The sequence below is a fragment of the Achromobacter sp. NPDC058515 genome, from assembly GCF_042721735.1.
GTDB lineage: Bacteria > Pseudomonadota > Gammaproteobacteria > Burkholderiales > Burkholderiaceae_B > Achromobacter.
Map to the genome: position 1 here is coordinate 434,329 of NZ_JBHXNI010000002.1, position 25,549 is coordinate 459,877.

Genomic DNA, 25,549 nt, shown 5'->3' on the forward strand with positions numbered 1-25,549 from the left:
ATCAGGAGAAGGTCCCTGCTATGCGCCCTTGCCGCCCAGCACCAGTTGCTGGCGGGACGCCGCGTTGCGGTCGTAGCGCGACAGGCCCAGTCCGTCCGTGCGGATCGCCGGACGCTGGCCCATGACCAGGTCGGCCACCAGCTTGCCGGAGCCGCAGGCCATGGTCCAGCCCAGCGTGCCGTGGCCGGTGTTCAGGTAGAGGTTGCCGTAGCGGGTGGGGCCGACGACGGGCGTGCTGTCCGGCGTCATGGGGCGCAGCCCGGTCCAGAACTCGGCCTGGGCGACGTGGCCGCTGCCGGGGAACAGATCGTTCACCACCAGTTCCAGCGTCTTGCGGCGCGCGTCCTTCAGGCGCAGGTCGAAGCCCGACAGTTCGGCCATGCCGCCCACGCGGATGCGCTTGTCGAAACGCGTCACCGCGATCTTGTAGGTCTCGTCCAGGATGGTCGAGACCGGCGCAGCGGATTCGTCCTTGAGCGGGATGGTCAGCGAGTAGCCCTTGACCGGATAGACCGGCAGATCCAGCCCCAGCGGCTCGAGGAAGCCCCGGGTGTAGCTGCCGAAGGCGGCCACGTAGCGGTCCGCCGTCAGCACCTCGTCGCCCACGCGCACGCCCGTGATCTGGCCGCCCGCGGTGTTCAGGCCCGAGACCGTCTGGTTGTAGCGGAAATCCACGCCCAGGGCGGCGGCCATCTCGGCCAGCCTCCTGGTGAACAGCTGGCAGTCGCCGGTTTCGTCGTTCGGCAGGCGCAGGCCGCCCGAGAGCTTGTGGATCGAGCGCGCCAGCGCGGGCTCGGCCGTCACGAGGCGGTTGCGGTCCAGCAGTTCGTAGGGCACGCCCACCTCTTCCAGCACCGCGATGTCGCGGCGGGCGGCTTCGAGCTGAGCGTCCGTGCGGAAAAGCTGCAGCGTGCCGCGCGCGCGCTCTTCATAATGGATGCCGGTGGAGGCGCGCAATTCGCGCAGGCAGTCGCGGCTGTACTCGGACAGGCGCAGCATGCGTTCCTTGTTGACCGAATAGCGGTCCGCCGAGCAGTTGGCCAGCATCGCGGCCATCCATTTCAGCTGATAGAGGCTGCCGTCCAGGCGGATCGCCAGCGGCGCGTGCTTCTGGAACAGCCACTTGATGGCCTTGAGCGGGATGCCAGGCGCGGCCCAGGGCGTGGAATAGCCCGGCGACACCTGCCCGGCGTTGGCGTAGCTGGTTTCCTGGGCCGCGGCGGGCTGGCGGTCCAGCACCGTCACCTTGGCGCCCTGGCAGGCCAGGTAGTAGGCGGTCGTGGCGCCGATTACGCCGCTGCCGAGGACGATCACATGCATGATTCTTTCCAGTGTTTGGTTTTGTACAGGAATTTCGGTAGTCTATGAGCCTCCTCGCAGTGAAAAGCACTGAAGATATCGTTTTGCCAGTGCTTTTTCTCGGGCCGACCCCGTTTTATGATCGCCAAAAGTGAAATGCGCGACCTTGACCGTATTGACCTGAAAATCCTGGAAATCCTGCAGCGCGAAGGCCGCATTTCGGTGACCGAATTGGCCGAGCGCGTGAGCCTGTCCGCCACCCCTTGCTCGGACCGCGTCAAGCGCATGGAGCGCGAAGGCGTCATCACGGGTTACCATGCGCGCGTCAACCCGGCGGCGCTGGGCAAGAACCTGCTCGTCTTCCTGGAAATCAAGCTGTCCGCCAAGTCCGGCGACGTCTTCGACAAGGTCAAGAAAGAACTGCTGTACGTGCCCGAGGTCATGGAATGCCACCTGGTGTCGGGCGATTTCGATTACCTGGTCAAGGCGCGCCTGACCGAAATGAATGAATACCGCCGTCTCCTCGGCGAAATCCTCAAGCGCCTGCCCGCGTCCGCCGAATCGCGCAGCTACGTGGTCATGGAGGAAATCAAGGAGACCCTGTTCCTGCCGGTGGACCGCTAGCGCGCCGCACGGTTTTGTTACCGGCGCGCTGCGCGCCGGCTGCTATGCTGGCGGCCCTCCGGCGCGCCATGGCCGTGCAATCCGACACCACTTTTGCCCTTGCTTATGACTCGTCTCTACAAATACTTCTTCCGCGGCCTGATCACCGTCCTGCCCCTGGCGCTGACGATCTATCTGCTCTATATCTTCCTGGCCTGGACGGAAGCCGTCGCGCTGACCTTCCTGCGCCCCTTCATCGGCGGCTTCTACGTGCCGGGCATGGGCCTGGCGCTGGGCATACTGGGCATCCTGGCCATCGGCTACCTCGTATCCAAGGAACGCGTGCAGCATGTGCTGACGCTGGTGGAAATGCCCTTCACCAACCTCCCGGTGGTCAAGAGCATCTATTCGTCCCTGAAGAGCTTTGCGGACTACTTCTCGCCCAGCTCCAAGAACACCGCCCAGCAGGTCGTGATCCTGCGCGTGCCGGGCCAGCAGCTTGAACTGGTCGGGCTGGTGACCCGGCGCAGCATGGAAGGCCTGCCCGAAGGCTTCACCCAGGGCGACCGCGTCGCCGTGTACCTGCCGATGGGCTACATGATCGGCGGCTACACCGTCTTCGTCCCGCAGGACTGGGTCCAGCCCATCCAGATGTCCGTCGAGGAAGCCATGCGTTCGTCGCTGATCGCCTGGATGGCCCGCGCCGAAAACAACAACAACAACCGCCCGGCGCCGCCGGCCGGGCCCGAGGCTCCCGCCGGCCGGCCCGCTGCCCCCGGCAACACCGGCAACACCGATACCAACGGCCCGGCCTGACCGGCCGCCACTTCCTGACCCGCGCGATATGCCCATCATCGAATTCACGCTTGCCGACGGCAGCCCCTATATTGAAATCAACCAGCTGCTCAAGGCAACCGGCGTCTGCGACAGCGGCGGCGCGGGCAAGATGCTCGTGGCCGAGGGCCATGTCAGCGTGGGCGGCGTCGTGGAAACCCGCAAGACCGCAAAAATCCGCGGCGGCCAGATCGTGACCTGCGGCGACGTGCGCATCGTGGTGCGCGCCGCCGAGGCCGCCGGCGGCGACGCCTGATCCTTTTTCATTTCTCTGCACCGCCGCGAGCCGCCATGAAACTCAAGATGTCCCAGAACTCCATCTTCGCCGTGCTGTTGCGCTCGCCGTGGTGGATGAGCGCCGGCGTGGCCGTGCTGCTGGCCGGCGGCGGCTTTGCCGCCCTGCCCCTGGACTACGCCGCGATGGGCGTGTTCGCCGCCGTGCCCTTCGCCGTGATTTCCCTCATGGCCGCCTACAAGCAGTTGCGCGCGCCGTCCGGCACGCGCGTGCAGGCCGTGGCCGAAGCCACCGCCGCCATGTCCTGGGCGGACTTCGCGAAGACCGTCGAGGCCGGCTTCCGGCGCGACGGCTGCGAGGTCGAGCGCCTGCAGACGCCCGGCGCCGATTTTGCGCTGAGCAAGGACGGCCACGTGGCCATCGTCAGCGCCAAGCGCTGGAAGGCCGCCCGGGTCGGCGTCGAGCCGCTGCGCGAACTGCAGGCCGTGCGCGAGAAGCGCGGCGCCCGCGAAGCCATCTATATCGCCCTGGGCGATGTGTCCGACAACGCGCTGCAATACGCCAAGTCGCAAGGCGTGTCGCTGATGACCGCGCCGGAACTGACCAAGCTGCTGCGGGACCTCAAGGTCTGAGGCCCCGCGGGCTGGCCGATCCAACCGGGATACGCTGATGACCTACCGCATCCTTGCCGACCTGGTGCTTGTCGTGCATGGCCTGTTCGTCGCCTTTGTGATGTTCGGCGGCCTCCTGGCGCTGTGGAAGCCCCGGATCGCCTACGTGCATCTGCCGGCCATGGCCTGGGGCGCCCTGGTGATCGGCATGGGCTGGATATGCCCGCTGACGCCGCTGGAGGTGTCGCTGCGCGAACAGGCAGGCCAGGAAGGCTATGCCGGCGGCTTCATCGAGCACTACATCCTGGGCATCATCTACCCCGAGGGCATCACCCGGCAGACGCAGGTCATCCTGGCGGCGCTGCTGATCGTGGGCAATATTGCCATCTATGCCCTGTGGGCGCGGCGCCGCCGGGCGAGCCGCTCATAGGCTGCGCGCGATCACCAGCCGCTGGATGTCGCTGGTGCCCTCGTAGATCTGGCACACCCGCACGTCCCGGTAGATGCGCTCGACCGGAAAATCCTTCAGGTAGCCATAGCCGCCCAGCGTCTGGATCGCGGCCGAGCAGACCTTCTCGGCCATCTCCGAGGCGAACAGCTTGGCCATGGACGCCTCGGTCAGCGCGGGCCGCCCCGCCTCGCGCAGGGCGGCGGCATGCAGCACCATCTGCCGCGCGGCATGGATCTGCGTCGCCATATCGGCCAGCCGGAACGACACGGCCTGATGCTCGATGATGGGCTTTCCGAAGGCCTGGCGGTCGTGGGCGTAGTCGCGCGCGCATTCGAAGGCGGCGCGCGCCATGCCCACCGCTTGCGAGGCGATGCCGATACGGCCGCCCTCCAGGTTGGACAGCGCGATCTTGTAGCCCTCGCCTTCCGCGCCCAGCCGGAAGGCGTCCGGAATGCGCATGTCCTCGAAGGCGATCTGGCAGGTGTCGGAAGCATGCTGGCCAAGCTTGTCTTCTACCCGCAGGACTTTGTAGCCCGGCGTGTCGGTGGGCACGATGAACGCGGAGATGCCGCGCTTGCCGGCGTCCGGGTCGGTCACCGCGAACAGGATCACGGTCTGGCCGTTGCGCCCAGACGTGATGAACTGCTTGGCGCCGTTGAGGATGTAGCCGTCGCCGTCGCGCCGCGCGCGGGTGTGCAGGCTGCTGGCGTCCGATCCCGCCTGCGGTTCGGTCAGCGCGAAGGCGCCGATGTGCTCGCCGCGGGCCAGGGGCCGCAGGAACTGTTCTTTCTGGGCGTCGGTGCCGAACTTCAGGATGGGCATGCAGCCGACCGAGTTGTGCACGCTCATGATGGTCGAGCACGCGCCGCTGCCCGCGGCGATCTCTTCCAGCGCCACGGCATACGAGATATAGCCGCTGTCGTTGCCGTCCCACGCCTCCGGCACCAGCATGCCGAAGAAGCCCAGCTGCGCCATCTCGGCGATGGCGTCCGCGGGATAGTGGTGTTCCCGGTCCCAGCGCTCGGCGTTGGGCGCCAGGCGCTCCTGGGCAAACCGGCGCGCCATTTCCTGGACGCTTTGCTGTTCTTCGGTCAGTAGCATGTTTGTCTCTCCTGGATGGTGGCGGGCGCTACTCGCGCGGCGCATTCTGCTCGGCGCGCTGCTGGGCCGGGCCCATCGCCCGACCCAGATTGTAGGCCGTGTTCACCAGGCCGATATGCGAAAAACCCTGCGGAAAGTTGCCGACCAGGCGGCGCTGGACGACGTCGTATTCCTCTGACAGGAGGCCCAGGTCGTTGCGCAGCGACAGCAGCCGCTCGAACAGGCGCTCGGCATCGCCCAGCCGGCCCAGCATCACATAGGCGTCCGCCAGCCAGAAGCTGCAGGCGAGGAACACGCCCTCGTCGCCCTCCAGCCCGTCGTCGGTGCGCTCGGTGGAGTAGCGGCGCAGCAGCCCGCCGTGCAGCAGCTCGCGCTCGATGGCGTGCACCGTGCCCGCCACGCGCGGATCGCTGGCGGGCAGGAAACCCACCTGGGGAATCAGCAGCAGGCTGGCGTCCAGCGCCGACGATCCGTAGCTCTGCACGAAACAGCCCCTGACGGGGTCGTAGCCGTGCTGGCAAATGTCCTTGCGAATCTGCTCGCGCAGGCGCCGCCAGGCCTCCACGGGCCCCTGCAACCCGAACCGCTCGCACGCCTTGACCGCGCGGTCGAACGCCACCCAGCACATCAGCCGCGAATGCGTGAAGGCCCGGCGTTCGCCGCGCACTTCCCAGATGCCGTGGTCCAGGCCCCGCCACCGGTGCTGCAGCGGCTCCAGCAGCACCTTCTGCAGGCGCCAGGCTTCGGCAAGCGGGGCCAGGTCCGCGACGCGCGCGGCGTACAAGGTCTCGATGAGTTCCCCGTAGACATCGAGCTGGCTCTGCCCCGCCGCGTCATTGCCCCTGCGCACCGGCCGGCTGGCCTCGTAGCCGGGCAGCCAGGGAATCTCCAGTTCCGGCAGCCAGCGCTCGCCCGCGATGCCGTACATGATCTGCAACTGATCCGGATGCCCGGCCACCGCCCGCAGCAGCCACTGGCGCCAGGCCTCGGCCTCTTCGCGGTAGCCGGCGTTCAGCAAGGCGTACAGGGTCAGCGAGGAGTCGCGCAGCCAGCAATGGCGATAGTCCCAGTTGCGGCTGCCGCCCAAGGACTCCGGCAAGGAGGTCGTCGGCGCGGCGATGATCCCGCCCGTGGGATGGAAGGTCAGCAGCTTCAGGGTGATCAGCGAACGCACCACCGCGTCCCGCCTGCCGTCCCCCGGGCCGTCCCAGTGGCAGCGCTTGGCCCATTCCTGCCACCAGGAGATCGTCCTGTCCATGCTCTCGACGCGGTCGGGCACGAAATGCGGCGTGCGGTGCGAGCGGTGATACGACAAGGTGAACGGCACCACCCGCCCCTGGTGCACGGAGAAGCGCGCCGTCGTCTTCATGTCGTGCCCCTCGAGCTCGACGGGCGTGTGCAGCTCCACCGCGTCCGGCCCGGCGATGGCGTTCAGGCCATAGTCGCGCCGGCGCACCCAGGGCACGGTCTGGCCGTAGTTAAAGCGCAGCACCAGCTCCATGTCCATCTGCACGTGCCCGGACTCGCCCCGCACGATGCGCACCACGTCCACGCGTTCGCCATCGTCGCTGAGCGGCATGAAGTCGTACAGCAGCACGACGCCCGTCCGGGTTTCGAAGCGCGTCTCCAGCACGGCGGTGTCGGGCACGTACCGCCGCGTCGTCTCCCGGATCTTGCCGTGCGGCGCAACGCGCCAGTGCCCGTGGCTCTCGTCGCCCAGCAGCGCCGCAAAGCACGCCGGCGAGTCGAAATGGGGCAGGCAGAGCCAGTCGATGGACCCGTCGCGCGCCACCAGCGCGGCGGACAGCATGTTGCCGATAAGCCCGTAGTCTTCCAGGGGTTTGGACATGGCGGCCGCCCTAGCCCGCGCCGCGGAATTCGGGGTATAGCGTCATGCCCCCGTCGACAAAGAGCGTCGTGCCCGTCACGTAGTCCGACGCGTCGCCGGCCAGCCACACGGCCGCCCGCGCCACGTCCTCCGGCTCGCCGATGCGGCCATAGGGAATCAGCTTGAGCAGCTTGGCCAGGCTTTCCGGGGTATCCCAGGCGGGCTGGTTGATGGCGGTGCGGATGGCGCCGGGCGCGATGGAGTTCACCCGGACGCGGCTCGGCGCGAGCTCCTGGGCAAGGGATTTCATGAGCATCGACAGCCCGCCCTTGGAGGCGGCGTAGTTCACCTGGAACGCCCAGGGGATCAGCTCGTGGACCGAACTGATGAACAGGATGTTGCCCAGGGCCAGGCCCTGTCGGGACGGGTCCGCGGGCTGCGCCTGAAACGCCCTGGCCGCCGCGCGGGCGCACAGGAAATGGCCCGTCAGGTTCACGTCGATCACGCGCTGCCAGTCGGCCAGCGTCATGTCGGCGACCGGGGCCGGATGCTCGATGCCTGCGTTGTTGACCAGTATGTCCAGCCGGCCGAAGTGCTGGACCGCCTGCGCGAACAGGTGGTCGACCTCGGCTTCCCGGCTGATGTCCGCCGCCGCGGTCACGGCCGAGCCGCCGTTGCGCTGGATCGCCTCGACCACCGCCGCCGCGCGGGCCTGCGAATCGCCGCCGGCGCGGTGGTTGACCACCACCCGCGCGCCGGCCGCCGCCAGGCCGATCGCCGTGGCGCGCCCGATGCCCGAAGACGCCCCCGTCACCACGGCAACCCGGCCGCCTAGTTCAGTCGCGTGCTGCATGCCAGCCTCCTTGGCGGTCAGCGCGCAAGCATGACGACCGCCGGGTGTAGAGGGTTTCAGGGTAGTCCCCGGACAAGCAGGGACGCAACTTGCACGCGCCGCGCCCTGCCCGCGCAAACATGAAACATCATAAGTTGCGTCGCGCCACAAGGCGGCCTATCATGCAACTTATAAAGTATCGAATACCCATTCTTGAACAGGAGCCCCCTATGCGCCATGACGTCATCATCGTGGGCGGCAGTTTTGCCGGCCTTTCCGCCGCCATGCAATTGGCCCGCGCCCGGCGGCGCATCCTGCTGGTCGATGCCGGCCTGCCGCGCAATCGCTACGCCGCGCACGCGCATGGATTCCTTGCGCAGGACGGCACGCCGCCGCGAGAGATCGTGGCGCAGGCGCGGGCCCAGCTCGCGCGCTACCCGACGGTGGACTTCCTGGACGGCGAGGCGGTCGTTGCGGCCCCCTGCGACGGCGGCTTTGAGCTCGCCATGGCCAGCGGCCAGCGCGCCCAGGCCTCGCGCCTGATCCTGGCCATCGGCATGCGGGACGAACTTCCGCCCGTGCCCGGCCTGCAGGAGCGCTGGGGTCAGACCGTGCTGCATTGCCCCTATTGCCATGGCTATGAAGTCGCCGACCAGCCGCTGGGCGTCCTGGCCGCGCATCCGCTGTCCGCGCACCAGGCAATGCTGCTGCCGGATTGGGGGCCGACCACCTACTTCACGCAAGGGCAGTTCGAGCCCGAGCCCGAGGAAGCGCGGCTGTTCGCGGCCCGCGGCGTGCGGGTAGAGCGCTCGCCGATCGTGCAATTGCTGGGCGCCGCCCCCGCGCTGGACGGCGTGGCGCTGGCGGACGGCCGCCACGCGCCGGTCAAGGCGCTGTTCGTGGCCAGCAAGACGCACATGGCCAGCCCGCTGGCGACGCAACTGGGATGCGCGTTCGACAACGGCCCCCTGGGGCCCGTGATCCGCGTGGACGAATTCAGGCAGACCACGGTTGCCGGCGTCTACGCCGCGGGAGACGCCGCCACCCCGATGTCCAACGCCACGCTGGCAAGCGCGTCGGGCGTCATGGCGGGGGTCTGCGTGCACCGTTCGCTGGTGCTGGGCTAGCGTGCATAATGGCGGCACGACCGGCCCCTCCTTTTTCGAGCGCGGGCCGGATATCCCCACGATTGCGCATCCTGGAGACGCCGCGTTGGATCCGATACTCGCCGCATTGTCGACGACCCTGCCGGGGGCCAGGTCGGTCGAACAGCTGACCCGTCCGCTGCTGGATATGCTGGGCGCGGTCACCGGGCTGGAATCGGCCTATCTCACGTCGATCGACCTGAAGGCCGGCGTTCAGCACATCCGCTACGCGCGCAACGCCGGCGCGCTGCAGGTTCCCGAAGGGCTGTCCGTGCCTTGGAGCGACACCCTCTGCAAGCGCGCGCTGGACGAAGGCCGCCTGTGCACGAGCGATGTCGCCCGCTGCTGGCCGGATTCCGACGCCGCCCGGCAACTGGGCATACAGACCTACGTCAGCGCGCCCGTGCGCACCGATGACGGCGTCCTGTTCGGCACGCTGTGCGCCGCCAGCGCCGCGCAGCATCAGATCGCCCCGCAAGCGGAATCGGTGCTGAAGCTGTTCTCCAGCGTCATCGCCGGCTTTCTGGAACGCGAGATGCTGATGGAGCAGCTGCACGCCGCCAACGTGCAGCTCATGTCCTACGCCTTGACCGACGCGCTGACGGGCCTGCCCAACCGGCGCGCGCTCTACGAGGCGCTGGACCGCCTGCTGGCGCATGCCGTCCGCGACGGCGGCAGCGTGCTGGTGGGGGTGATCGACCTGGACGGATTCAAGGGCATCAACGACACCTACGGCCACCAGTGCGGAGACGCGTTCCTGCACGAAGCGTCGCGCCGGATCGCGGCGGCGTTGCGCTCATCGGACATGCTCGGCCGCCTGGGCGGCGACGAGTTCGTGCTGATCGGCCCGGGCCCCGCGCTGGCCCGGGGCGACGCCGCGCCGGGCGCCGAGGCGCAGCGCGGAGAGGCCGAAGAAGCGGCCCGCTCCCTTGAGAACCGCGCCGCGGCCGCCACCGTGGGGCGCTATCAGCTGGGCGAAGACGCCGTCCCCTACGAGGGCGCCAGCGTCGGCGTGGTGGCGCTGGACGCGCGCGGACTGGACGCCGAAGCCGCCGTCCGCCTGGCCGATGCGCGCATGTATGAAATCAAGCGCGCCCGCAAGGCCGCGCGCACCATCCACTAGGGCCTGTTCATTGCAGCCGCGCCTTGAAAAAGGCGGCCGTCCGGGCGTTGAAGTCCTGATGAAACGCCGCCCGGTCAAAGCCGGGCGGGTCGCGGCAGATGTCCGCCAGCGCCAGCGCCTGCGCCGGCGCGCACGGCGCCAGGAACGCAAAGTGTCCGGCGCCCCGAGCCACGTGATAATCGGGCGGCGCGCCCAAGCCCTGGCGCACCGCGTCCACGCTGGCCGGGCTTACCCCGTCGCCGCCCTGCTCCGACGCCCATAGCTGGATGGGAATGGCGACGCGCTTCAAGGAGTCGCCCGGAAAGGCATTGAGCGGATCGGCGATCACCGCCGCCTGGATGCGGGCATCATGCACATACGGTTGCTTGGGCGCCCTCCCGGCCGCGATGTCGCGGCACATCGGCAGCGTCGGCGCATCCTGGCATATCGCCAGTCCCGCCTGGAAATCGGGCGCGGCGCCCGCCAGCACCAGGCCGGTATAGCCGCCGCGCGAAAAGCCGAAGAAGCCGGCCTTGTCCTCTACGAGCTGCGACTTCCCCGGCCACGTGCCCGTCATGTAGTCGAGCAGGCGGCGCATTTCGCGGGGCCGCGTCGAGAAAATGGACAGGTACCCCTGCCGCGACCGGTCCTGCGCGTTGTCGCCCACATGATTGATCGCCGCGACCACGAACCCCGCATCGGCCAGCGCTGCGGCGGTGTCGTGGTGGCTCAGGAAAGACCCGGCGGACCCGTGGGACATCACGATGAGCGGATAGCGCCCGTCGGGCATCTTGCAGTCCAGGACGCCGGGAATGACTGCGCGGCCGATCTTGATCTCGCCCACGGGGTCGGCGCAGGGATACCAGACCCCGCCCTGCAGGGCGGGGCCGTTCTGGTCCATGGGGAGGTTCAGGCGCTGGAAGCCGGCGGCATGCGACAGGCTGGCCGACAACGTCAGCGCGAAGGTCAGAAAAAGTTGGAGCTTGGAAGTCAGGGGCATGCTTGATCGGGAAGAACCGGGAAAAGGCGCGCGAAGCGCTGTGCCTTGCGGCGCATGGCGATTGTGACATGCGCCGCGTCCAATCCGTCGTCCCGAAGCCCGGCCCTTACCTCACCTTGCCCTCCTTCCAGGCCGACAGCAGCTTCTCATAAGGGATGGTCTCGCCCTTGGGCTTTTCGTTGGCCAGCTTCTTCCACGGCGCATGCTGGTCCGACAGCCATTTGCTGGGGTCGCTCTTGGCGTTCAGCTTGGGCGCGCACTGCGCCATGCCGGCCCGCTCCAGCCGCGCCATGACCTGGTCCATTTCAGTGGCCAGGTTGTCCATCGCCGCCTGCGGGGTCTTTTCGCCGGTGACGGCCGTGGCCACGTTCTTCCACCAGAGTTGCGCGAGCTTCGGATAATCCGGCACGTTGGTGCCGGTGGGCGTCCATGCCACGCGCGCCGGGCTGCGGTAGAACTCGATCAGGCCGCCGTAGTTCGCCGCGTTCTTGGTGAAGAACTCGCTGTTGATGTCGCTGTCCCGGATGAACGTCAGGCCGGTGATGGACTTCTTGAGCGATACGGACTTGGACGTGACGAACTGGGCATACAGCCAGGCCGCCGCCATCTTGTCCGGGCTGGTGGACTTGAAGAAGGTCCAGGAACCCACGTCCTGGTAGCCGTTCTGCATGCCGTCCTTCCAGTACGGGCCATACGGCGACGGGGCCATGCGCCACTTCGGCGTGCCGTCCTCGTTGACGACCGGCAGGCCCTTCTTGGTCATGTCGGCGGTAAACGCCGTGTACCAGAAGATCTGCTGGGCGATCTGGCCTTGCGCGGGCACCGGGCCGGATTCCGAGAAGGTCATCCCCATGGCCTGCTGCGGGGCGTACTTCTTCATCCAGTCGATGTACTTGGTCAGCGCGTAGACGGCGGCCGGGCTGTTGGTGGCGCCGCCGCGCGACACCGACGCGCCCACGGGCGTGCACTTGTCGTCGGCGACGCGGATGCCCCATTCGTCCACCGGCATGCCGTTGGGCAGCCCCTTGTCCGCGGCGCCGGCCATGGACAGCCAGGCGTCGGTGAAGCGCCAGCCCAGCGACGGGTCCTTCTTGCCGTAGTCCATGTGGCCGTAGACCTTCTTGCCGTCGATCTCCTTGACGTCGTTGGAGAAGAAGGCGGCGATGTCTTCGTAGGCGGACCAGTTGGTGGGCACGCCCAGGTCGTAGCCGTACTTGGCCTTGAACTTGTCCTTCAGGTCCTGGCGGGCGAACCAGTCGGCGCGGAACCAGTAGACGTTGGCGAACTGCTGGTCGGGCAACTGGTAGAGCTTGCCGTCCGGCGCCGTGGTGAACTTGGTGCCGATGAAGTCCTTCAGGTCCAGGTTGGGGTTGGTCCATTCCTTGCCGGCGCCGGCCATGTAGTCCGACAACGGCAGGATGGCGCCGTAGCGGTAGTGGGTGCCGATCAGGTCGGAGTCCGAGATCCAGCCGTCATAGATGGATTTGCCGGACTGCATGGACGTCTGCAGCTTTTCGACCACGTCGCCTTCCTGGATCAGGTCGTGGTTGACCTTGATGCCGGTGATGTCGGCGAAGGCCTTGGCCAGCACCTTGGATTCGTACTCGTGCGTGGTGATGGTTTCGGACACCACGCTGACTTCATTGACTCCCTTGGCTTTGAGCTTGGCCGCCGCGTCGATGAACCACTTCATCTCGGCCATCTGCTGGTCCTTGGACAGCGACGAGGGCTGGAACTCCGAATCGACCCACTTCTTCGCCTCCGGCTCGCCGGCCCATGCCCCTGACGTTCCGATCAGGGCGATAGCGGCCGCCATGGCGTGCATGCGCAATTTCATGACCTGTCTCCTCGATAAATCTTCCCTTTATCGTGCTGCGGACCGCTGGCCGGGGAAGACGCTGGCCGATAGTCCTTCCAGAACATCCACGAAGGGTCTGCCGCCCCTCTTCAGCCTTTCTTCATGATGAACGCCAGCAGCAGCATGGACAAGACGAAGCTGATCCATACCGATGGCGGCTCATCCAGCGAAAACCATTCCACCGCCTTCTGGCCAAACCCCAGGAACGCCAGGTTGAGCCAGGCCGCGGCCATCAGGCCGATGAACAGCCGGTCGCCGCGCGTGGTGGGCAGGGGCAGGAAGCCCTTCCTTTCGTGCGTGGGCGACTTCAATTCCCATATCGTCATGCCGGCCAGCATCAGGACGATGCAGCTGAAAAACACGGCGACAGGCGTGGTCCAAACCATCCAGCTGAACATACCGGGGCCCTCCTATACGCGGCCCATCGCGAAGCCCTTCGCGATGTAGTGGCGCACGAACCAGATGACGATGCCGCCGGGCACAATGGTCAGCACGCCCGCCGCCGCGAGCACGCCCCAGTCCATGCCCGAGGCCGACACGGTGCGCGTCATGGTGGCGACGATGGGTTTGGCGTTGACGGACGTCAGCGTACGCGCCAGCAGCAGCTCCACCCAGCTGAACATGAAGCAGAAGAAGGCCGCCACGCCCACGCCGGACTTGATCAGCGGCAGGAAGATCGTCAGGAAAAAGCGCGGGAACGAGTACCCGTCCACGTAGGCGGTTTCGTCGATCTCGCGGGGCACCCCGGACATGAAGCCTTCCAGGATCCACACGGCCAGCGGCACGTTGAACACCAGGTGCGCCAGCGCCACCGCCAGGTGGGTGTCCATCAGCCCGAACGAACTGTAGAGCTGGAAGAACGGCAGCAGGAACACGGCGGGCGGCGTCATGCGGTTGGTGAGCAGCCAGAAGAACACGTGCTTGTCGCCGATGAAGCGGTAGCGCGAGAACGCGTAGGCGGCCGGCAGCGCCACCGTCAGCGAGATCACCGTGTTGATGACGACATAGATCAGCGAGTTGATGTAGCCGGAATACCAGGCGGGGTCCGTGAAGATGCTGCGGTAGTGCTCGAAGGTGAAGTCGCGCGGCCACAGCGTCAGCGTGCTGACGATCTCGGTGTTCGTCTTGAACGACATGTTCAGCATCCAGTACAGCGGCAGGATGGCGAACACCAGGTACAGGGTCAGGAAGGCGCTGCGCCACCAGGTGTTGTTCTCACGCATTTGCACGCTCCTCGTCGAAGCCGCCGGTCGTGCCTGCGCGCTGCATCCAGTTGTAGAGGATGAAGCACAGGAGCAGGATGATCAGGAAGTAGATGATCGAGAATGCGGCGGCCGGCCCCAGGTCGAACTGCCCCACCGCCTTCTGCGTCAGGTACTGGGACAGGAAGGTGGTGGCGTTGCCCGGCCCGCCCCCCGTCAGCACGAAGGGCTCGGTGTAGATCATGAAGCTGTCCATGAACCGCAGCAGCACCGCGATCATCAGCACGCCGCGCATCTTGGGCAGCTGGATGTAGCGGAACACGGCAAAGCGCGAGGCGCCGTCGATGCGGGCGGCCTGGTAGTAGGCGTCGGGTATCGCGCGCAGGCCCGCATAGCACAGCAGCGCGACCAGCGGCGTCCAGTGCCAGACGTCCATGACCAGCACGGTGACCCAGGCGTCGACGTCGTTGCCGGTGTAGTTGTAGTCCACGCCCAGCCACGACAGCGTGGCGCCCAGGAGGCCGATGTCGGTGCGGCCGAACACCTGCCAGATCGTGCCCACCACGTTCCAGGGGATCAGCAGCGACAGCGCGATGATCACCAGCACGGCCGACGCGCGCCAGCCGCTGGCGGGCATGGACAGGGCCAGCAGGATGCCCAGCGGGATCTGGATGAGCAGCACCGCCACCGAGAAGCCGATCTGGCGGAACAGGGCGCCGTGCAGCTCTTCGTCCTGCAGCACGGCGGCGAACCATTCGGTGCCGACGAAGACGCGGCGGTCCGGCGAAATGATGTCCTGCACCGAGTAGTTGACGATGGTCATCAGCGGCAGGATGGCCGAGAACGCCACGCACAGCACGACGGGCAGGACCAGGAACCAGGCCCGGTGATCTATGGGTTTCATCGGATCAGCTCCTCGTCGCGGTAGAAGCAGGTGTGCGGATTCAGCACGGACAGCCACACCGTGCCGCCGGCGGCGGCGTGGACGATGTTGCTGCCCAGGCGCGCGCGCACCGGCGTGCCCTCGAAGTCGGCCACCAGCAGCGTGTACGTGCCCACGTCCTGCACGCGGTCCACGCGCATGGGCACGGCGCCGGGCGCGCCAGGCTCGGTCACACGCAGGTATTCGGGGCGCACGCCCAGCTTGACCGGGCCGGCCTCGGCCAGCCTGGCGGCCATCGGCGCGGGCACGCCGTCGACGCGGCATTGCCCCAGCATCAGCGCGCCGTCGAGCCATTGCGCGGGCAGGAAGTTCATTCCCGGCGAGCCGATGAAATGCCCGACGAAGGTGTGCGCGGGGCGCTCGAACAGGTCGTCGGCGCTGCCCACCTGCACGGCGCGGCCGCGCGCCATGACCATGACCTGGTCGGCGAAGGTCAGCGCCTCGGTCTGGTCATGCGTCACGTAGATGAGGGTGAGCTTGAATTCGTGGTGGATTTCCTTGAGCTTGCGCCGCAGCTCCCATTTGAGCTGCGGGTCGATTACCGTCAGCGGCTCGTCGAACAGGATGGCCGACACGTCGCTGCGCACCAGCCCCCGGCCCAGCGAGATCTTCTGCTTGGCGTCGGCCGTCAGGCCGCTTGCGCGGCGGTCCAGCACCCCGGACATTTCCAGCATCTCGGCGATGCGGCCCACGCGGTCGCGGATGCGGTCGGGCGGAATGCCCCGGTTGCGCAGCGGAAAGGCCAGGTTTTCGGCAACCGTCATGGTGTCGTACACCACCGGAAACTGGAAGACCTGGGCGATGTTGCGCGCCTGCGGGGTCTTGTCCGTCACGTCCTGGCCGTCGAACAGGATGCGGCCGTGCGAGGGACGCAACAGGCCGGACACGCAGTTCAGCAGCGTGGTCTTGCCGCAGCCGGACGGCCCGAGCAAGGCATAGGCGCCGCCGTCGCGAAAGGTGAACTTGAGCGGCAGCAGCGCATAGTCCTCGTCGGTCTGCGGGTCGGCCACGTAGGAATGGGACAGGTCCAGCTCGATCTGCGCCATCAGGCCGCCTCCCCCGCGCCCGCCGGCTGCCGGGGCGCGGCCAGCAGCGCGCCATTGGCGCCGAAGGCATAGGTCTGCGCGGGATCGAAGTACAGCTGCACGCGCTGGTCCAGCGTAAAGCGATGCACGCCTGGCAGTTGCGCGACCACGTCGCCCGCCGCCGTTTCGGCGTGCACAAAGGTGTCGGACCCGGAAATCTCGGCCAGCTTGACCACGCCGGCCAGGCCGATGTGCCCGGGACGAGGCTCCACGTCCAGCGCGCCCGCCCGCAGGCCGGCGGTGATGTCCGCGTCCGCCCCCGCCGGCAGCGCGCGCGCCACGGCGATGTCGCCCTGCAGGACAAAGCCGGCTTCCTGGCGCCGGGCCGTGAACAGGTTCATGGGCGGGTCGCTGAAAGCGCGCGCCACGCGGATGGAATTGGGCCGGTGAAAGACCTCGGCCGTGGGCCCGTATTGCAGCAGCTCGCCGGCGTCCAGCACCGCGGTGTGGCCTCCCAGCAACAGGGCTTCGCCCGGTTCGGTGGTGGCGTAGACGACCGTGGAGCGCCCTTCGGCGAACAATTCCGACAATTCGTCGCGCAGTTCCTCGCGCAGCTTGTAGTCCAGGTTGACCAGCGGCTCGTCCAGCAGGATCAGCGGCGCGTCCTTGGCCAGCGCCCGGGCCAGCGCCACCCGCTGCTGCTGGCCGCCGGACAGTTCCGACGGGTAGCGCGCCAGCAGGTGGTCGATATGCAGCCGCGCCGCCATGGCCTGGGCCTTCTCGCGCGTGTCGGCCGCGCCGCGCAGCTTCAGCGGCGAGGCGATGTTGTCGTAGACCGACATGGAGGGGTAGTTGATGAACTGCTGGTACACCATCGCCACGTTGCGCTGGCGCACGGGCACGCCGGTAACGTCGGCGCCGTCGGCCAGCACGCGGCCTTCGGTGGGCCGGTCCAGCCCGGCCATGATGCGCATCAGCGAGGTCTTGCCGGCCAGGGTGGCCCCCAGCAGCACCGTCATGGCGCCCGGAACCGGGGCCAGGCTCATGGGATACAGGTGCGTCTGCGAGCCGGCTCGCAAACCGATCCTGTCCAAGGTCAGCTGCATCTAGTCTCCTCTACCTACTTATACGTCCCTGTTTTTTCCAACGGACTTCGGTATTCGGTACAGCGCCCTACGATGCTCTCATGCCAGCAACAGGATGAGCATACTTTTTCAGATAGCTTTCGTTTTTTGTGCGTTTTACCCAAAAAGCGAATCAAAAACAATCTTGCGGTGCGTCATTATTTTTCGCTTTTGTTGTTTTATGATGCGAACATGACACTGAATCCACGACAGAGCGCTTTGATCGAAATGGTGCGGGCCCAGGGCTCGGCCTCGATCGAAGAACTCGCCAAACGCTTTGACGTCACCCTGCAGACGGTGCGGCGCGACGTCAACATCCTTTCGGAAGCCGGCCTGCTGTCGCGCTTTCACGGCGGTGTGCGCATCGAGGCGTCCACCATCGAGAACATCGCGTACCGCAAGCGCCAGGGGCTGCATGCCGCCGGCAAGCAGCGCATCGCCGAGGCCGTGGCCCGCGCCGTGCCCGACGGCTGCTCGCTGATCCTGAACATCGGCACCACCACCGAGGCCATCGCGCGCGCCCTGCTGCGCCATCGCGGCCTGCGCGTCATCACCAACAACCTGCATGTGGCCGACATCCTGTCGGACAACCCGGACTGCGAAGTCATCGTGGCGGGCGGCGTGGTGCGTTCGCGCGACCGCGGCATCGTCGGCGAAGCCACCATGGACTTCATCCGCCAGTTCAAGGTGGACATCGGCCTGATCGGCATTTCCGGCATCGAGGCCGACGGCACCCTGCGCGATTACGACTTTCGCGAAGTGCGCGTGGCGCGGACCATCATCGAGCAGTCCCGCGAGGTCTGGCTGGCGGCCGACAGCAGCAAGTTCAAGCGCCAGGCCATGGTGGAACTGGCGCATATCTCGCAGATAGACCGGTTCTTCACGGACGCGCATCCGCAGGAGCCGCTGGCGCAAGTGCTGCTGGACGCCGGCGTGCGCTGCGAAGTCGCGGCCGCGCCCAGCGCGACGAAACCCACCCCCTGAGCGGCGCGCCGGACCTGGGCCACGAGCCCCCTTCCGGCACGCCGGCACGAATACCGAAGCCTTTACCTCGCGGCGCCGCCGCCACCAAGAACATGAACCAGTCCCCAGCCTCCGTCACCCCGCCCGACCGCAACCGCCTGCTGAACACCCTGGACAACACGCACTCCTGGGACGTCATCGTCATCGGCGGCGGCGCGACGGGCCTGGGCACTGCCGTCGACGCCGCCTCGCGCGGCTACCGGACGCTGCTGGTCGAGGGCGCGGACTTCGCCAAGGGCACGTCCAGCAAGGCCACCAAGCTCGTCCATGGCGGCGTGCGCTATCTGGCGCAGGGCAACGTAAGCCTGGTGCGCGAGGCCCTGCACGAACGCGGCCTGCTCAACCGCAACGCGCCGCACCTGGTGTGGCCGCTCGGTTTCGTGGTGCCGGCCTACAACCTGTTCGACCAGCCCTTTTATGGCGTCGGCCTGAAGATGTACGACATGCTGGCGGGCAAGCTGAACCTGGCGCCCAGCCGCTGGCTGTCGCGCCGCGAAACGCTGGCCAACGCGCCCACCCTGTCCGAAAACGTGAACGGCCGCGGCCTCAAGGGCGGCGTGCTGTACTACGACGGCCAGTTCGACGACGCGCGCCTGGCCATGAGCCTGATGCGCACGCTGTTCGACCTGGGCGGCACCGCGGTGAACTACATGCGCGCCACGGGCCTCACCTCCACCGGCGGCAAGGTGGACGGCGTGACCGTGCAGGACGTGATCGGCGGCGCCAGCTTCACCCTGCGGGCGCGCTGCGTCGTCAACGCCACGGGAGTCTGGGTGGACGCCGTGCGGCGCATGGAAGACAAGAACGCGCAGACGATGGTGGCGCCCAGCCAGGGCGTGCACCTGACCCTGCCGCAGGACTTCCTGCCGGGCAAGCGCGCCATCCTCATCCCCAAGACCGACGACGGCCGCGTGCTGTTCGTGGTGCCATGGAACGGCCACACCATCGTGGGCACGACCGACACGCCGCGCGACGACCTGCCGCTGGATCCGGAAGCCGGCGCGCAGGACGTGGACTTCATCCTGAGCACGGCGGCGCGCTACCTCAGCCGCAAGCCCACGCGCGACGACGTGACCAGCGTCTGGGCGGGCCTGCGTCCGCTGGTCAAGGCCACCGGCGAAGCCTCCACCAAGCAGCTGTCGCGCGAGCACACCATCCTGGTGTCCAAGGCCGGCCTGGTCACGGTGACGGGCGGCAAATGGACCACCTATCGGCGCATGGCGCAGGACGTGGTGGACACCGCGATCCAGCACCAGCTGCTGACGCAAGCCTCCTGCCGCACCGAATCGCTGCCGCTGCACGGCGCGGCGGGCCTGGCGCCGCCTGAAGAGCACGCCGGCACGCCGGACAGCTACTACGGCAGCGACCTGCCGGCATTGAAGGCCCTGCCCGGCGCGAACCGCATGCTGGTCAAGGCCAGCGGCCTGTCGGAAGCGCATGTGCGCTTCGCGGCCCGCTTCGAGCTTGCGCGCAGCGCCGAGGACGTGCTGGCGCGCCGCAACCGCGCGCTGTTCCTGGACAGCGAGGCCGCCATGCTGGCCGCCCCGGAAGTGGCGCGCATCCTGGCCGAAGAGCTGGGCCACGACGCCGCCTGGCAGCAGCGCACGCTGCAGGACTTGTCCGCGGTCGCGGCGAACTACCGGCTGAAGTGAAGCCCTGTTGTCATTCCGCCTGGGGTAGATGCTTACGCGGTTTGCGCAGGTCAAGCGCGTCCTCCGCGAATCCCCGCCCCGCGACCCGATACCGCATCCAGGCCAAGGAGCCGGCGTTGATAATCCTTGCCATATGGGCGCATTGCGGGCACCAGTGACCGGCCCTGATGGAAGCGAGCCCCGCATGCCACTCATGGCCACGATGGCACAGCCAACGTAGTTTCGTGGAGGTATTCCGGTAGACGGTCGAAAGGCATTGGCCTCCCCGCTCAATTGCCGCAGCCTGCGCCGCCTCAATTCCAAGGCGCTTGCGGTCATTGGCGCAAGCGCCGCACCAGTTGCCCAGGAGGATCTTTCCGCCCGTTGTCGACCACTCGTGACCGTGCGCACAGCGGAAGCGGTGGAATTCCTCAACGCCCCCATAGGTATCCGACAGGCATTGGCCGCCGTGCTCGGCAGCCTTGCGCCGCAGACGCTCCAGGCCGTCTTTATGGCGATAGCCCTGCACCTTGCGTAACCGGGCGCAGGAAGGGCACCAGGTCCGGCGCAGCACGTCACTGCCAGCCGCATCCCATTCATGACCTTCGGAACAGCGGAATCGAAATATCCTCTGTCCAGCGGCGCTTGTCGTGCTCAAACAGCAGCCTCCACGCGCAGCGGCAAGCTGATGAAGCCGCTCCAGGACGTTATTCCGCTTGCGCTGGTAGCCGGCTTCGCGGCCGCAGGCGGCGCAACCGACATGATTCAGGGCCTTTTGTCCGCTGCGGCTCCAAGCATGCCCCGCCTCGCATTGGAAACGATGGGGAGTGTTCCATCCCAACCAGCGCGGCTCGAGGCATCGCACCCCACATTCGAGGCCTCTTTCGCTCAGGCGTCCTAAATTCGCCTCGGCAACGCATTCGGGGCATTTTGTCTCGCGCGCGTTGCCGAAGGTTTGCAGGGTCCGTTGAAACAGGTGGCCTTCACGGCATCGAAAACGATACGTTGCCGACAAGCCCCGCCAGTTGCTGTCCAGGCATTCGAATCCCGCGTCGTCCGCTGCTGCCCGCAAGTGGGCGTGCCGGTCAAGAATGGGATGCTGGCCATTGTTCTGCATAATGTCGTTCCTATATGCGCTGACTGCGGCGCCCACGGCGATCAGGCCGGCCTACACCCTTGCATATTGGCCCACGCAAGAAGACGCGACGCTGCAGCCGCAAGCAAGCCGTGCCGGCTCAAACGCCATGGGACGCCCATTGTGGATGGCGCCCATGCTTCCTCCTTCCACCAGGGGAAACGTGCCCTTGTGTGCCGGGCATACGGCTTTGTCGCCGATCAGGCATTGCGCGGCTCCATTAACGGGAAAGCCACTCGCCTCGATCATGACGCCGCCGCCCGAGTGCCTGTCTCCCAACCGTATTGCACCTTGCGACATGGAAAAACTCCTTTGGCGATTAAGAGCCTGTACGCTGCAGCCCTGGCGGCAAGACGCCAGGATCGCGCCTGCGCACAGTGTCGAGGAACCGTTCCAGCAGCTCGTCGCGATGGTTGCGGGACGTCAGGAATTCCGGCAGGCAGGTGATTCGCGCATACGGGGTCTGCATCAGGGGATGATCGATTTGGGCAGGGTTTGGCAGGCCGAGCAGGTCGCGCAAGCGCAGTACCGCCAGGATTTCAGTAGGATGGACGGCCTGCAAAGGCGTATCGAATTCAAAGTTCCCCGAATCGCATTCGCGCTCGGTCAGCCCGATGCGTTCCACATGGGTATCGCAAGCGGATAGCAGAGCGGCCAGGAGCGTGCCGGGATCGGGATCACGCCATAAGGAAACCAAAGGCCCCCATGCTGGATCGCGAGGCAAGGCGTGCTTGTCCAGATCCAGGGGACGCTCGAGCCAATCGCTGATGATGCTCATCCCGAATCCTGCGTACCGCAGCGTGGTGCCAATTTCCAAATTGTGGCCATCATTGACGCCATAACCTCCGCCGAGTCCGGCGACAACAGCACCGTAGAGCACCTTCGCAACATCCGGACGCCCTGTTGCAATGCAGCCGAACATCAAATTTGAAAATCCATCCAGGTCTCCAATCGCGATGCGCCTGGTTCCCTTTAGTCCTTCAATGATGACTGATTTGGCAACCGCCCGTCGCGCGAAGCCTGATGCCATATTCCCAATCGCATCAACCAAGTCGCCCTGTTTTACATCCAACAGGCTTTGAGCACACTTCTGCATCCCAAACGCGTACAAATCATCCGCGGCCAGACCGGGCCTCTCAGGCTCGCCCGCCAAGTATTTGTCAAGCCACCCGTAGGGTGGCCAAATGTCTGTGGCCCATTTGTCAACGTCCCCAAGCACCCGGTCCAATCGCAATTTCGATTTCTTAATCGGCATTCTTGTTTGTTCCTGGCCAGTCGTTTAATTGAATTCCTGACCCCTGGCCCACACCTCTCCCTGCCAGGGGGTTGATCTTTCCTTCATTGTTGAGAAATACCTGTACGTGCATATATTCAATGTTCCCGGACGCCCGGGCCGCTCTTATGGCCGCCAATTTCCTCCCCGCATCAGGGTCCGGTACATTCGCTGGCGACCAGATGCCACGGTTCCGTTGAGCCAAGTCCGCCACCCTTTTGGTATTGCGTTCACCTCCTTGCCCCTGCGTTCCCGCATAGAACCCAGGCGTCCTCTCCCTTCCCATGGTCGCCTTGACCTCCACCACCAGCAGCGTCTCGTCCGTAAATCTCAGCACCCTCGTCTGCGAAGCCTCGCCGTGCACGCCGTCAATGTAATGCCGCGCATCCTCCGTCGGCACGCGTATCTCCATTTCTGGCGGCGGCGGCACCCTTAGCAAGACATCAAGTCCGTGCCCGCTCTTGTTCTTCAAGCCAAACCGGCTAATGCCTCTAGGGTTGATGTTGTAACCCAGGATGTTCTCAGGCCTGACGCCCCAATGCTTGACCATGCCTGCCGCGAAAATCTCTTCGCCCGCGTCGCCAAGCACGTTCCGCAGGCCTCTGCCCTTTCTGGCATCCGCCAGCAATTGGATCTGCCAGGCGATCCGTTGCCGCAAGCTGTCGGCAATCACGGCAAAATCGGCGCGGCCGGTATCCGCCTCGACGACCACCTGGCTCTTGTTCGTATCCGGCGAATGGCGCTCCCGCACGCTGATCTTGGAACCATCCTGGCCGTGGTCCTCGACTTTCACGACCGTTTCCAGCGCCATCGGCTCGCCTTGCCTGTTCCCGGCTATCCTCCTCAAATCCTCTTCGTCCAGCTTCGCGGTATCCAGCGGCACGGCCCCCCTGCCCCTGATCCTTCGGAACACCCAGCGCGCAGTCCCGAAGAGAGTCGGCGTAAGCATGGCCAGGTTGATGCCCATGAAGACCTGCTTGCCGCGCTCTTCGGCATTCTTGGGGTCCTTGAGCGCCGCCAGCGACTCGAAGAACTGCTCGCCAATGCTGAGGCCTTCGCCCGTGATCATGCGGCTCGTGCCGTCGACCAGGGCATCCATCGCTAGCGCCCGGTCTACCGCGACTAACGTATACCGCACCGCGGCGACGACGCCGCGCGCGGCAGACACGGCGGGAATGAAAGACAGCACCGCGGTGGCAACCAAAAACAGGTCCTTGATGATCTCCCATATGCGGACATTGGTCTTGGCGCGTTGGAAGTTCTCAGCCAACTGCTTGGCCGCCTTCTCGACGGAAAACAGGCCTGTCGGGCGGTCCCAAGCGTACATACTGATTGTGTTGTTGTCCTCGTCGTGCCCTAACGTTGACACTCGGGTGTACTTCACCGACTCGAACGTCAGGTAGTAAAGCTTCCCCCTGGCAAACACGAAGTTGCGATGCATGTCGAAAACCCGCCAGTCGGAGGCCCTCCTCCGATCGCCAAGATCCTTGAGCATCAAGGGGGTTAAGGTATCCTCGGCTATTCCATCATCCAGGCAGGCAATTTCGTACTCCTGCACCGCGAGAAACGCGTAAAGCTCCGCAAGGCGCGCTTCGCCCTGGTCCTCGCCAAAGCGGTGCAGCACCCGCATCAGGAACGTATCGCGGTAGTTCTTTTCCTTATCGCGTATCCACGGGTTGTTCGTGAACCATTCGTACGTTGCGGCCTCGCCGCCCGACGGGATGCCCAGCTCCAGGTCGGCATCGCGCGCGCCCCCATCCGGATTTAGGGAGAAAATCGGCCCAGGAACCGTGCATTCGGTGCAGGTCCTCTGCGGCTGCGGCAGCGCTCCGCTGCTGGAGTCGCGAGCCAATGCGTGGTAGCTGGCGGTCAATGCGTCATCGGCCATCGGGAAGCTCCGTCAACGCCCGCCGGTGCGAGCGAAGGAAGTGGGTCAACTCGGCCTGATGCTCGCCAAGATTGCTGGTATCTGCCGCGATGCGGCGCAGGTCGGAAAGCAGCGCGTTGTCGCGGTGAAAAAGCCCGTACAGCTGCGCGAGCAGGACTTGGGCGTTGAACGCGACCGCCAGGCGCGGCGTGTAGTCGCGGAAGTCGTCATCGGGAGGCGGTATCGGCCTGCCCAATGCCTCGTAGCCCAGAATGGCGTATCCGCTGACAGGGTGGCTCCGGCTCGGGCGCAAGCCATTGCCGGCCCGGAATCCGGCCTCGTAGACATCGAACAAGGCGCGTATATCGTGGTGGCGCACTCCGCGCGCCCTGGCCATCTGGAAGAGCGCATTCCACGTATCGCGCGGCGACAGCGCCTCCCAGTGGATTGCCAGGGTCGCGAGCGCGGCGTCCAGCATTGCGGGCAAAGCGGCTTCCAGTTCCTGGCGCGCCTCGATGACCGCATTCATCGCCAGAGTCAGCCGCGTGTCCTGCGCCATTCCCGGATCGTCCAGAATCCGTGCTATCCGGGAATATTGCGGCTCGGCTTGCCAGCGCGGCCCAAGCAGCAGATCCGCCATCACATGAAAGCTGTACGACCGGCCTGCGCCGTATCCTGCCAAGACGGCAGCCTGGCCTGCCTCATGTACGAAGGGCGCAACCAAATCGGGCCGTGTCGGCAGGCGCGGCAAGATGGGCGCCAGCGTCTCGCGGATGTATCGAACAAGCTGGCGGTCGGCCTCGCGCGCCGCAGCGCTTGCCAGGAGTTCCCTGTTGATCGATAGCAAGGCCATCACGCCCCCCGTGGCAGCGCATCGCGCCAGACGAGACAACCTTCGCGGCCAGCGCTGTTCCAGCCTTGCTCGAACAGGGGCTGCACGCGCAAAGCCAGCGCGATGCCCGGATCGTGCAGGTAAAGCGATTCAACGCCTTGATGGCCAAACCATCTGGCAACCGTGCTCGCCTCTTGGGCGATGGAGCCCAGGTAGAGCCGCAAGGCAGCCGGGGCGCCCAAGCGCAAGAAGTACCGGCCGTCATCGTCCTGGAACTTGATGAACCGGCGCAAATGCGACGCCAGGCGTTCGATGGGCAGGCGGGTGAACACGACGCTCAAGGGCAGTGCATCCAGCACGCTGCCCAGCCAGTTGTCGAACTCGCTCCCCGCGACGCTCGGGAACAGGCAAGGAGCGTGCCGTTCGAGTGCGCTAGGCTGCTCCAGCCGCCATAGGGAACGATGCGGCACCCCATGGAACTCCAGACGGGCGCAAAGATCTGGATGCGCGGACATTTCAGCCAGGCAGTACTTGCTTGCCTCGGCGTTGGCGGACTCGATGCCGCGGTCGGAAAGAATCTGCTGCAGGCTCACGG

At 66.2% G+C, this 25,549-nt stretch carries 26 protein-coding genes; 9 read left to right on the forward strand and 17 right to left on the reverse strand.

From position 1 onward, the window contains the following. Positions 1–18 precede the first annotated feature (18 nt). Positions 19–1,320, reverse strand: coding sequence for a D-amino acid dehydrogenase (locus ACFWP0_RS05215; RefSeq protein ID WP_377840192.1), 1,302 nt, complete (start codon positions 1,318–1,320; stop codon positions 19–21). A gap of 135 nt (positions 1,321–1,455) precedes the next feature. Here ACFWP0_RS05215 and ACFWP0_RS05220 point away from each other — a divergent pair, with 135 nt between their 5' ends. The 5 genes from ACFWP0_RS05220 (at position 1,456) to ACFWP0_RS05240 (ending at position 4,012) form a co-directional block, all read left to right on the forward strand. Beyond that, the gene (locus tag ACFWP0_RS05220; protein ID WP_057282994.1) at positions 1,456–1,923 is read left to right on the forward strand and encodes a winged helix-turn-helix transcriptional regulator; all 468 of its coding nucleotides are present in this window, start codon (positions 1,456–1,458) and stop codon (positions 1,921–1,923) included. A 105-nt stretch (positions 1,924–2,028) separates the two neighbouring features. Continuing rightward, positions 2,029–2,718 (forward strand): DUF502 domain-containing protein, encoded by a 690-nt coding sequence (locus tag ACFWP0_RS05225; protein ID WP_377840193.1) that lies wholly within the window; start codon positions 2,029–2,031, stop codon positions 2,716–2,718. Positions 2,719–2,746: 28 nt separating this feature from the next. Then, positions 2,747–2,992, forward strand: coding sequence for an RNA-binding S4 domain-containing protein (locus ACFWP0_RS05230; protein ID WP_377840195.1), 246 nt, complete (start codon positions 2,747–2,749; stop codon positions 2,990–2,992). Between the two features lie 35 nt (positions 2,993–3,027). Beyond that, complete coding sequence (locus ACFWP0_RS05235; protein WP_377840196.1) at positions 3,028–3,603, forward strand: restriction endonuclease; 576 nt, start codon at positions 3,028–3,030, stop codon at positions 3,601–3,603. A 37-nt stretch (positions 3,604–3,640) separates the two neighbouring features. Then, complete coding sequence (locus ACFWP0_RS05240) at positions 3,641–4,012, forward strand: DUF2784 domain-containing protein (protein WP_377840198.1); 372 nt, start codon at positions 3,641–3,643, stop codon at positions 4,010–4,012. On the opposite strand, the gene ACFWP0_RS05245 is transcribed toward ACFWP0_RS05240, so the two are convergent. The 3 genes from ACFWP0_RS05245 to ACFWP0_RS05255 are packed head-to-tail and all read right to left on the reverse strand — an operon-like array spanning position 4,007 to position 7,815. Continuing rightward, a complete protein-coding gene (locus tag ACFWP0_RS05245) occupies positions 4,007–5,134 on the reverse strand; it encodes an acyl-CoA dehydrogenase family protein (RefSeq protein WP_377840200.1) in 1,128 nt (375 codons plus the stop codon). The two genes, ACFWP0_RS05240 and ACFWP0_RS05245, sit on opposite strands and share 6 nt — an antisense overlap. Positions 5,135–5,162: 28 nt before the next feature. After that, positions 5,163–6,983: a glycoside hydrolase family 15 protein gene (locus ACFWP0_RS05250; protein WP_377840201.1), complete on the reverse strand. Its 1,821-nt coding sequence runs from the start codon at positions 6,981–6,983 to the stop codon at positions 5,163–5,165. A gap of 10 nt (positions 6,984–6,993) precedes the next feature. Further along, positions 6,994–7,815, reverse strand: a complete 822-nt coding sequence (locus ACFWP0_RS05255; protein ID WP_377840202.1) for a glucose 1-dehydrogenase — start codon at positions 7,813–7,815, stop codon at positions 6,994–6,996. Positions 7,816–8,024: 209 nt separating this feature from the next. Between ACFWP0_RS05255 and ACFWP0_RS05260 the strand changes: the two genes are divergently transcribed. Together ACFWP0_RS05260 and ACFWP0_RS05265 are read left to right on the forward strand one after the other, a co-directional pair. Next, complete coding sequence (locus ACFWP0_RS05260) at positions 8,025–8,921, forward strand: NAD(P)/FAD-dependent oxidoreductase (protein ID WP_377840204.1); 897 nt, start codon at positions 8,025–8,027, stop codon at positions 8,919–8,921. Positions 8,922–9,006: 85 nt separating this feature from the next. Continuing rightward, positions 9,007–10,062 (forward strand): diguanylate cyclase, encoded by a 1,056-nt coding sequence (locus ACFWP0_RS05265; protein ID WP_377840206.1) that lies wholly within the window; start codon positions 9,007–9,009, stop codon positions 10,060–10,062. 7 nt (positions 10,063–10,069) lie between these two features. On the opposite strand, the gene ACFWP0_RS05270 is transcribed toward ACFWP0_RS05265, so the two are convergent. The 7 genes from ACFWP0_RS05270 to ACFWP0_RS05300 form a co-directional block, all read right to left on the reverse strand. Then, positions 10,070–11,041, reverse strand: a complete 972-nt coding sequence (locus ACFWP0_RS05270) for an alpha/beta hydrolase family protein (RefSeq protein WP_377840208.1) — start codon at positions 11,039–11,041, stop codon at positions 10,070–10,072. Positions 11,042–11,147: 106 nt separating this feature from the next. Next, positions 11,148–12,878 carry an ABC transporter substrate-binding protein gene (locus ACFWP0_RS05275; protein ID WP_377840209.1) on the reverse strand — a complete coding sequence of 577 codons (1,731 nt, stop codon included), beginning with the start codon at positions 12,876–12,878 and terminating at the stop codon, positions 11,148–11,150. 110 nt (positions 12,879–12,988) lie between these two features. Further along, positions 12,989–13,297 (reverse strand): DUF2160 domain-containing protein, encoded by a 309-nt coding sequence (locus ACFWP0_RS05280; RefSeq protein ID WP_377840210.1) that lies wholly within the window; start codon positions 13,295–13,297, stop codon positions 12,989–12,991. A 12-nt stretch (positions 13,298–13,309) separates the two neighbouring features. Then, a complete protein-coding gene (locus ACFWP0_RS05285; RefSeq protein WP_377840211.1) occupies positions 13,310–14,122 on the reverse strand; it encodes a carbohydrate ABC transporter permease in 813 nt (270 codons plus the stop codon). Continuing rightward, positions 14,115–15,005, reverse strand: coding sequence for a carbohydrate ABC transporter permease (locus ACFWP0_RS05290; RefSeq protein ID WP_377840213.1), 891 nt, complete (start codon positions 15,003–15,005; stop codon positions 14,115–14,117). The genes ACFWP0_RS05285 and ACFWP0_RS05290 overlap by 8 nt, the downstream gene beginning before the upstream one ends. Further along, positions 15,002–16,090, reverse strand: a complete 1,089-nt coding sequence (locus ACFWP0_RS05295; protein ID WP_377840214.1) for an ABC transporter ATP-binding protein — start codon at positions 16,088–16,090, stop codon at positions 15,002–15,004. The genes ACFWP0_RS05290 and ACFWP0_RS05295 overlap by 4 nt, the downstream gene beginning before the upstream one ends. Continuing rightward, positions 16,090–17,175 carry an ABC transporter ATP-binding protein gene (locus ACFWP0_RS05300; RefSeq protein WP_377840215.1) on the reverse strand — a complete coding sequence of 362 codons (1,086 nt, stop codon included), beginning with the start codon at positions 17,173–17,175 and terminating at the stop codon, positions 16,090–16,092. Before ACFWP0_RS05300 ends, ACFWP0_RS05295 begins: the two co-directional genes overlap by 1 nt. Before the next feature lie 210 nt (positions 17,176–17,385). On the opposite strand from ACFWP0_RS05300, the gene ACFWP0_RS05305 reads away from it, so the two are divergent. Together ACFWP0_RS05305 and ACFWP0_RS05310 are read left to right on the forward strand one after the other, a co-directional pair. Continuing rightward, positions 17,386–18,177, forward strand: coding sequence for a DeoR/GlpR family DNA-binding transcription regulator (locus ACFWP0_RS05305; protein ID WP_377840216.1), 792 nt, complete (start codon positions 17,386–17,388; stop codon positions 18,175–18,177). 92 nt (positions 18,178–18,269) lie between these two features. Further along, positions 18,270–19,868, forward strand: a complete 1,599-nt coding sequence (locus ACFWP0_RS05310) for a glycerol-3-phosphate dehydrogenase/oxidase (RefSeq protein WP_377840217.1) — start codon at positions 18,270–18,272, stop codon at positions 19,866–19,868. A 10-nt stretch (positions 19,869–19,878) separates the two neighbouring features. Here the strand turns inward: ACFWP0_RS05310 and ACFWP0_RS05315 are convergent, their stop codons facing one another. The 6 genes from ACFWP0_RS05315 to ACFWP0_RS05340 are packed head-to-tail and all read right to left on the reverse strand — an operon-like array spanning position 19,879 to position 25,547. Beyond that, the gene (locus ACFWP0_RS05315) at positions 19,879–20,964 is read right to left on the reverse strand and encodes a hypothetical protein (RefSeq protein ID WP_377840218.1); all 1,086 of its coding nucleotides are present in this window, start codon (positions 20,962–20,964) and stop codon (positions 19,879–19,881) included. A 51-nt stretch (positions 20,965–21,015) separates the two neighbouring features. Further along, a complete protein-coding gene (locus ACFWP0_RS05320; protein ID WP_377840219.1) occupies positions 21,016–21,282 on the reverse strand; it encodes a PAAR domain-containing protein in 267 nt (88 codons plus the stop codon). Between the two features lie 19 nt (positions 21,283–21,301). Further along, positions 21,302–22,237, reverse strand: a complete 936-nt coding sequence (locus tag ACFWP0_RS05325; protein ID WP_377840220.1) for a hypothetical protein — start codon at positions 22,235–22,237, stop codon at positions 21,302–21,304. Beyond that, on the reverse strand, positions 22,227–24,143 hold the full coding sequence (locus ACFWP0_RS05330; protein ID WP_377840222.1) for a hypothetical protein: 1,917 nt from the start codon (positions 24,141–24,143) through the stop codon (positions 22,227–22,229). Before ACFWP0_RS05330 ends, ACFWP0_RS05325 begins: the two co-directional genes overlap by 11 nt. Continuing rightward, entirely contained in the window at positions 24,133–24,975 is an 843-nt protein-coding gene (locus ACFWP0_RS05335) for a hypothetical protein (RefSeq protein ID WP_377840224.1), read from the reverse strand. The genes ACFWP0_RS05330 and ACFWP0_RS05335 overlap by 11 nt, the downstream gene beginning before the upstream one ends. After that, positions 24,975–25,547: a DUF4123 domain-containing protein gene (locus ACFWP0_RS05340; protein ID WP_377840225.1), complete on the reverse strand. Its 573-nt coding sequence runs from the start codon at positions 25,545–25,547 to the stop codon at positions 24,975–24,977. Before ACFWP0_RS05340 ends, ACFWP0_RS05335 begins: the two co-directional genes overlap by 1 nt. Between the last annotated feature and the right edge of the window lie 2 nt (positions 25,548–25,549).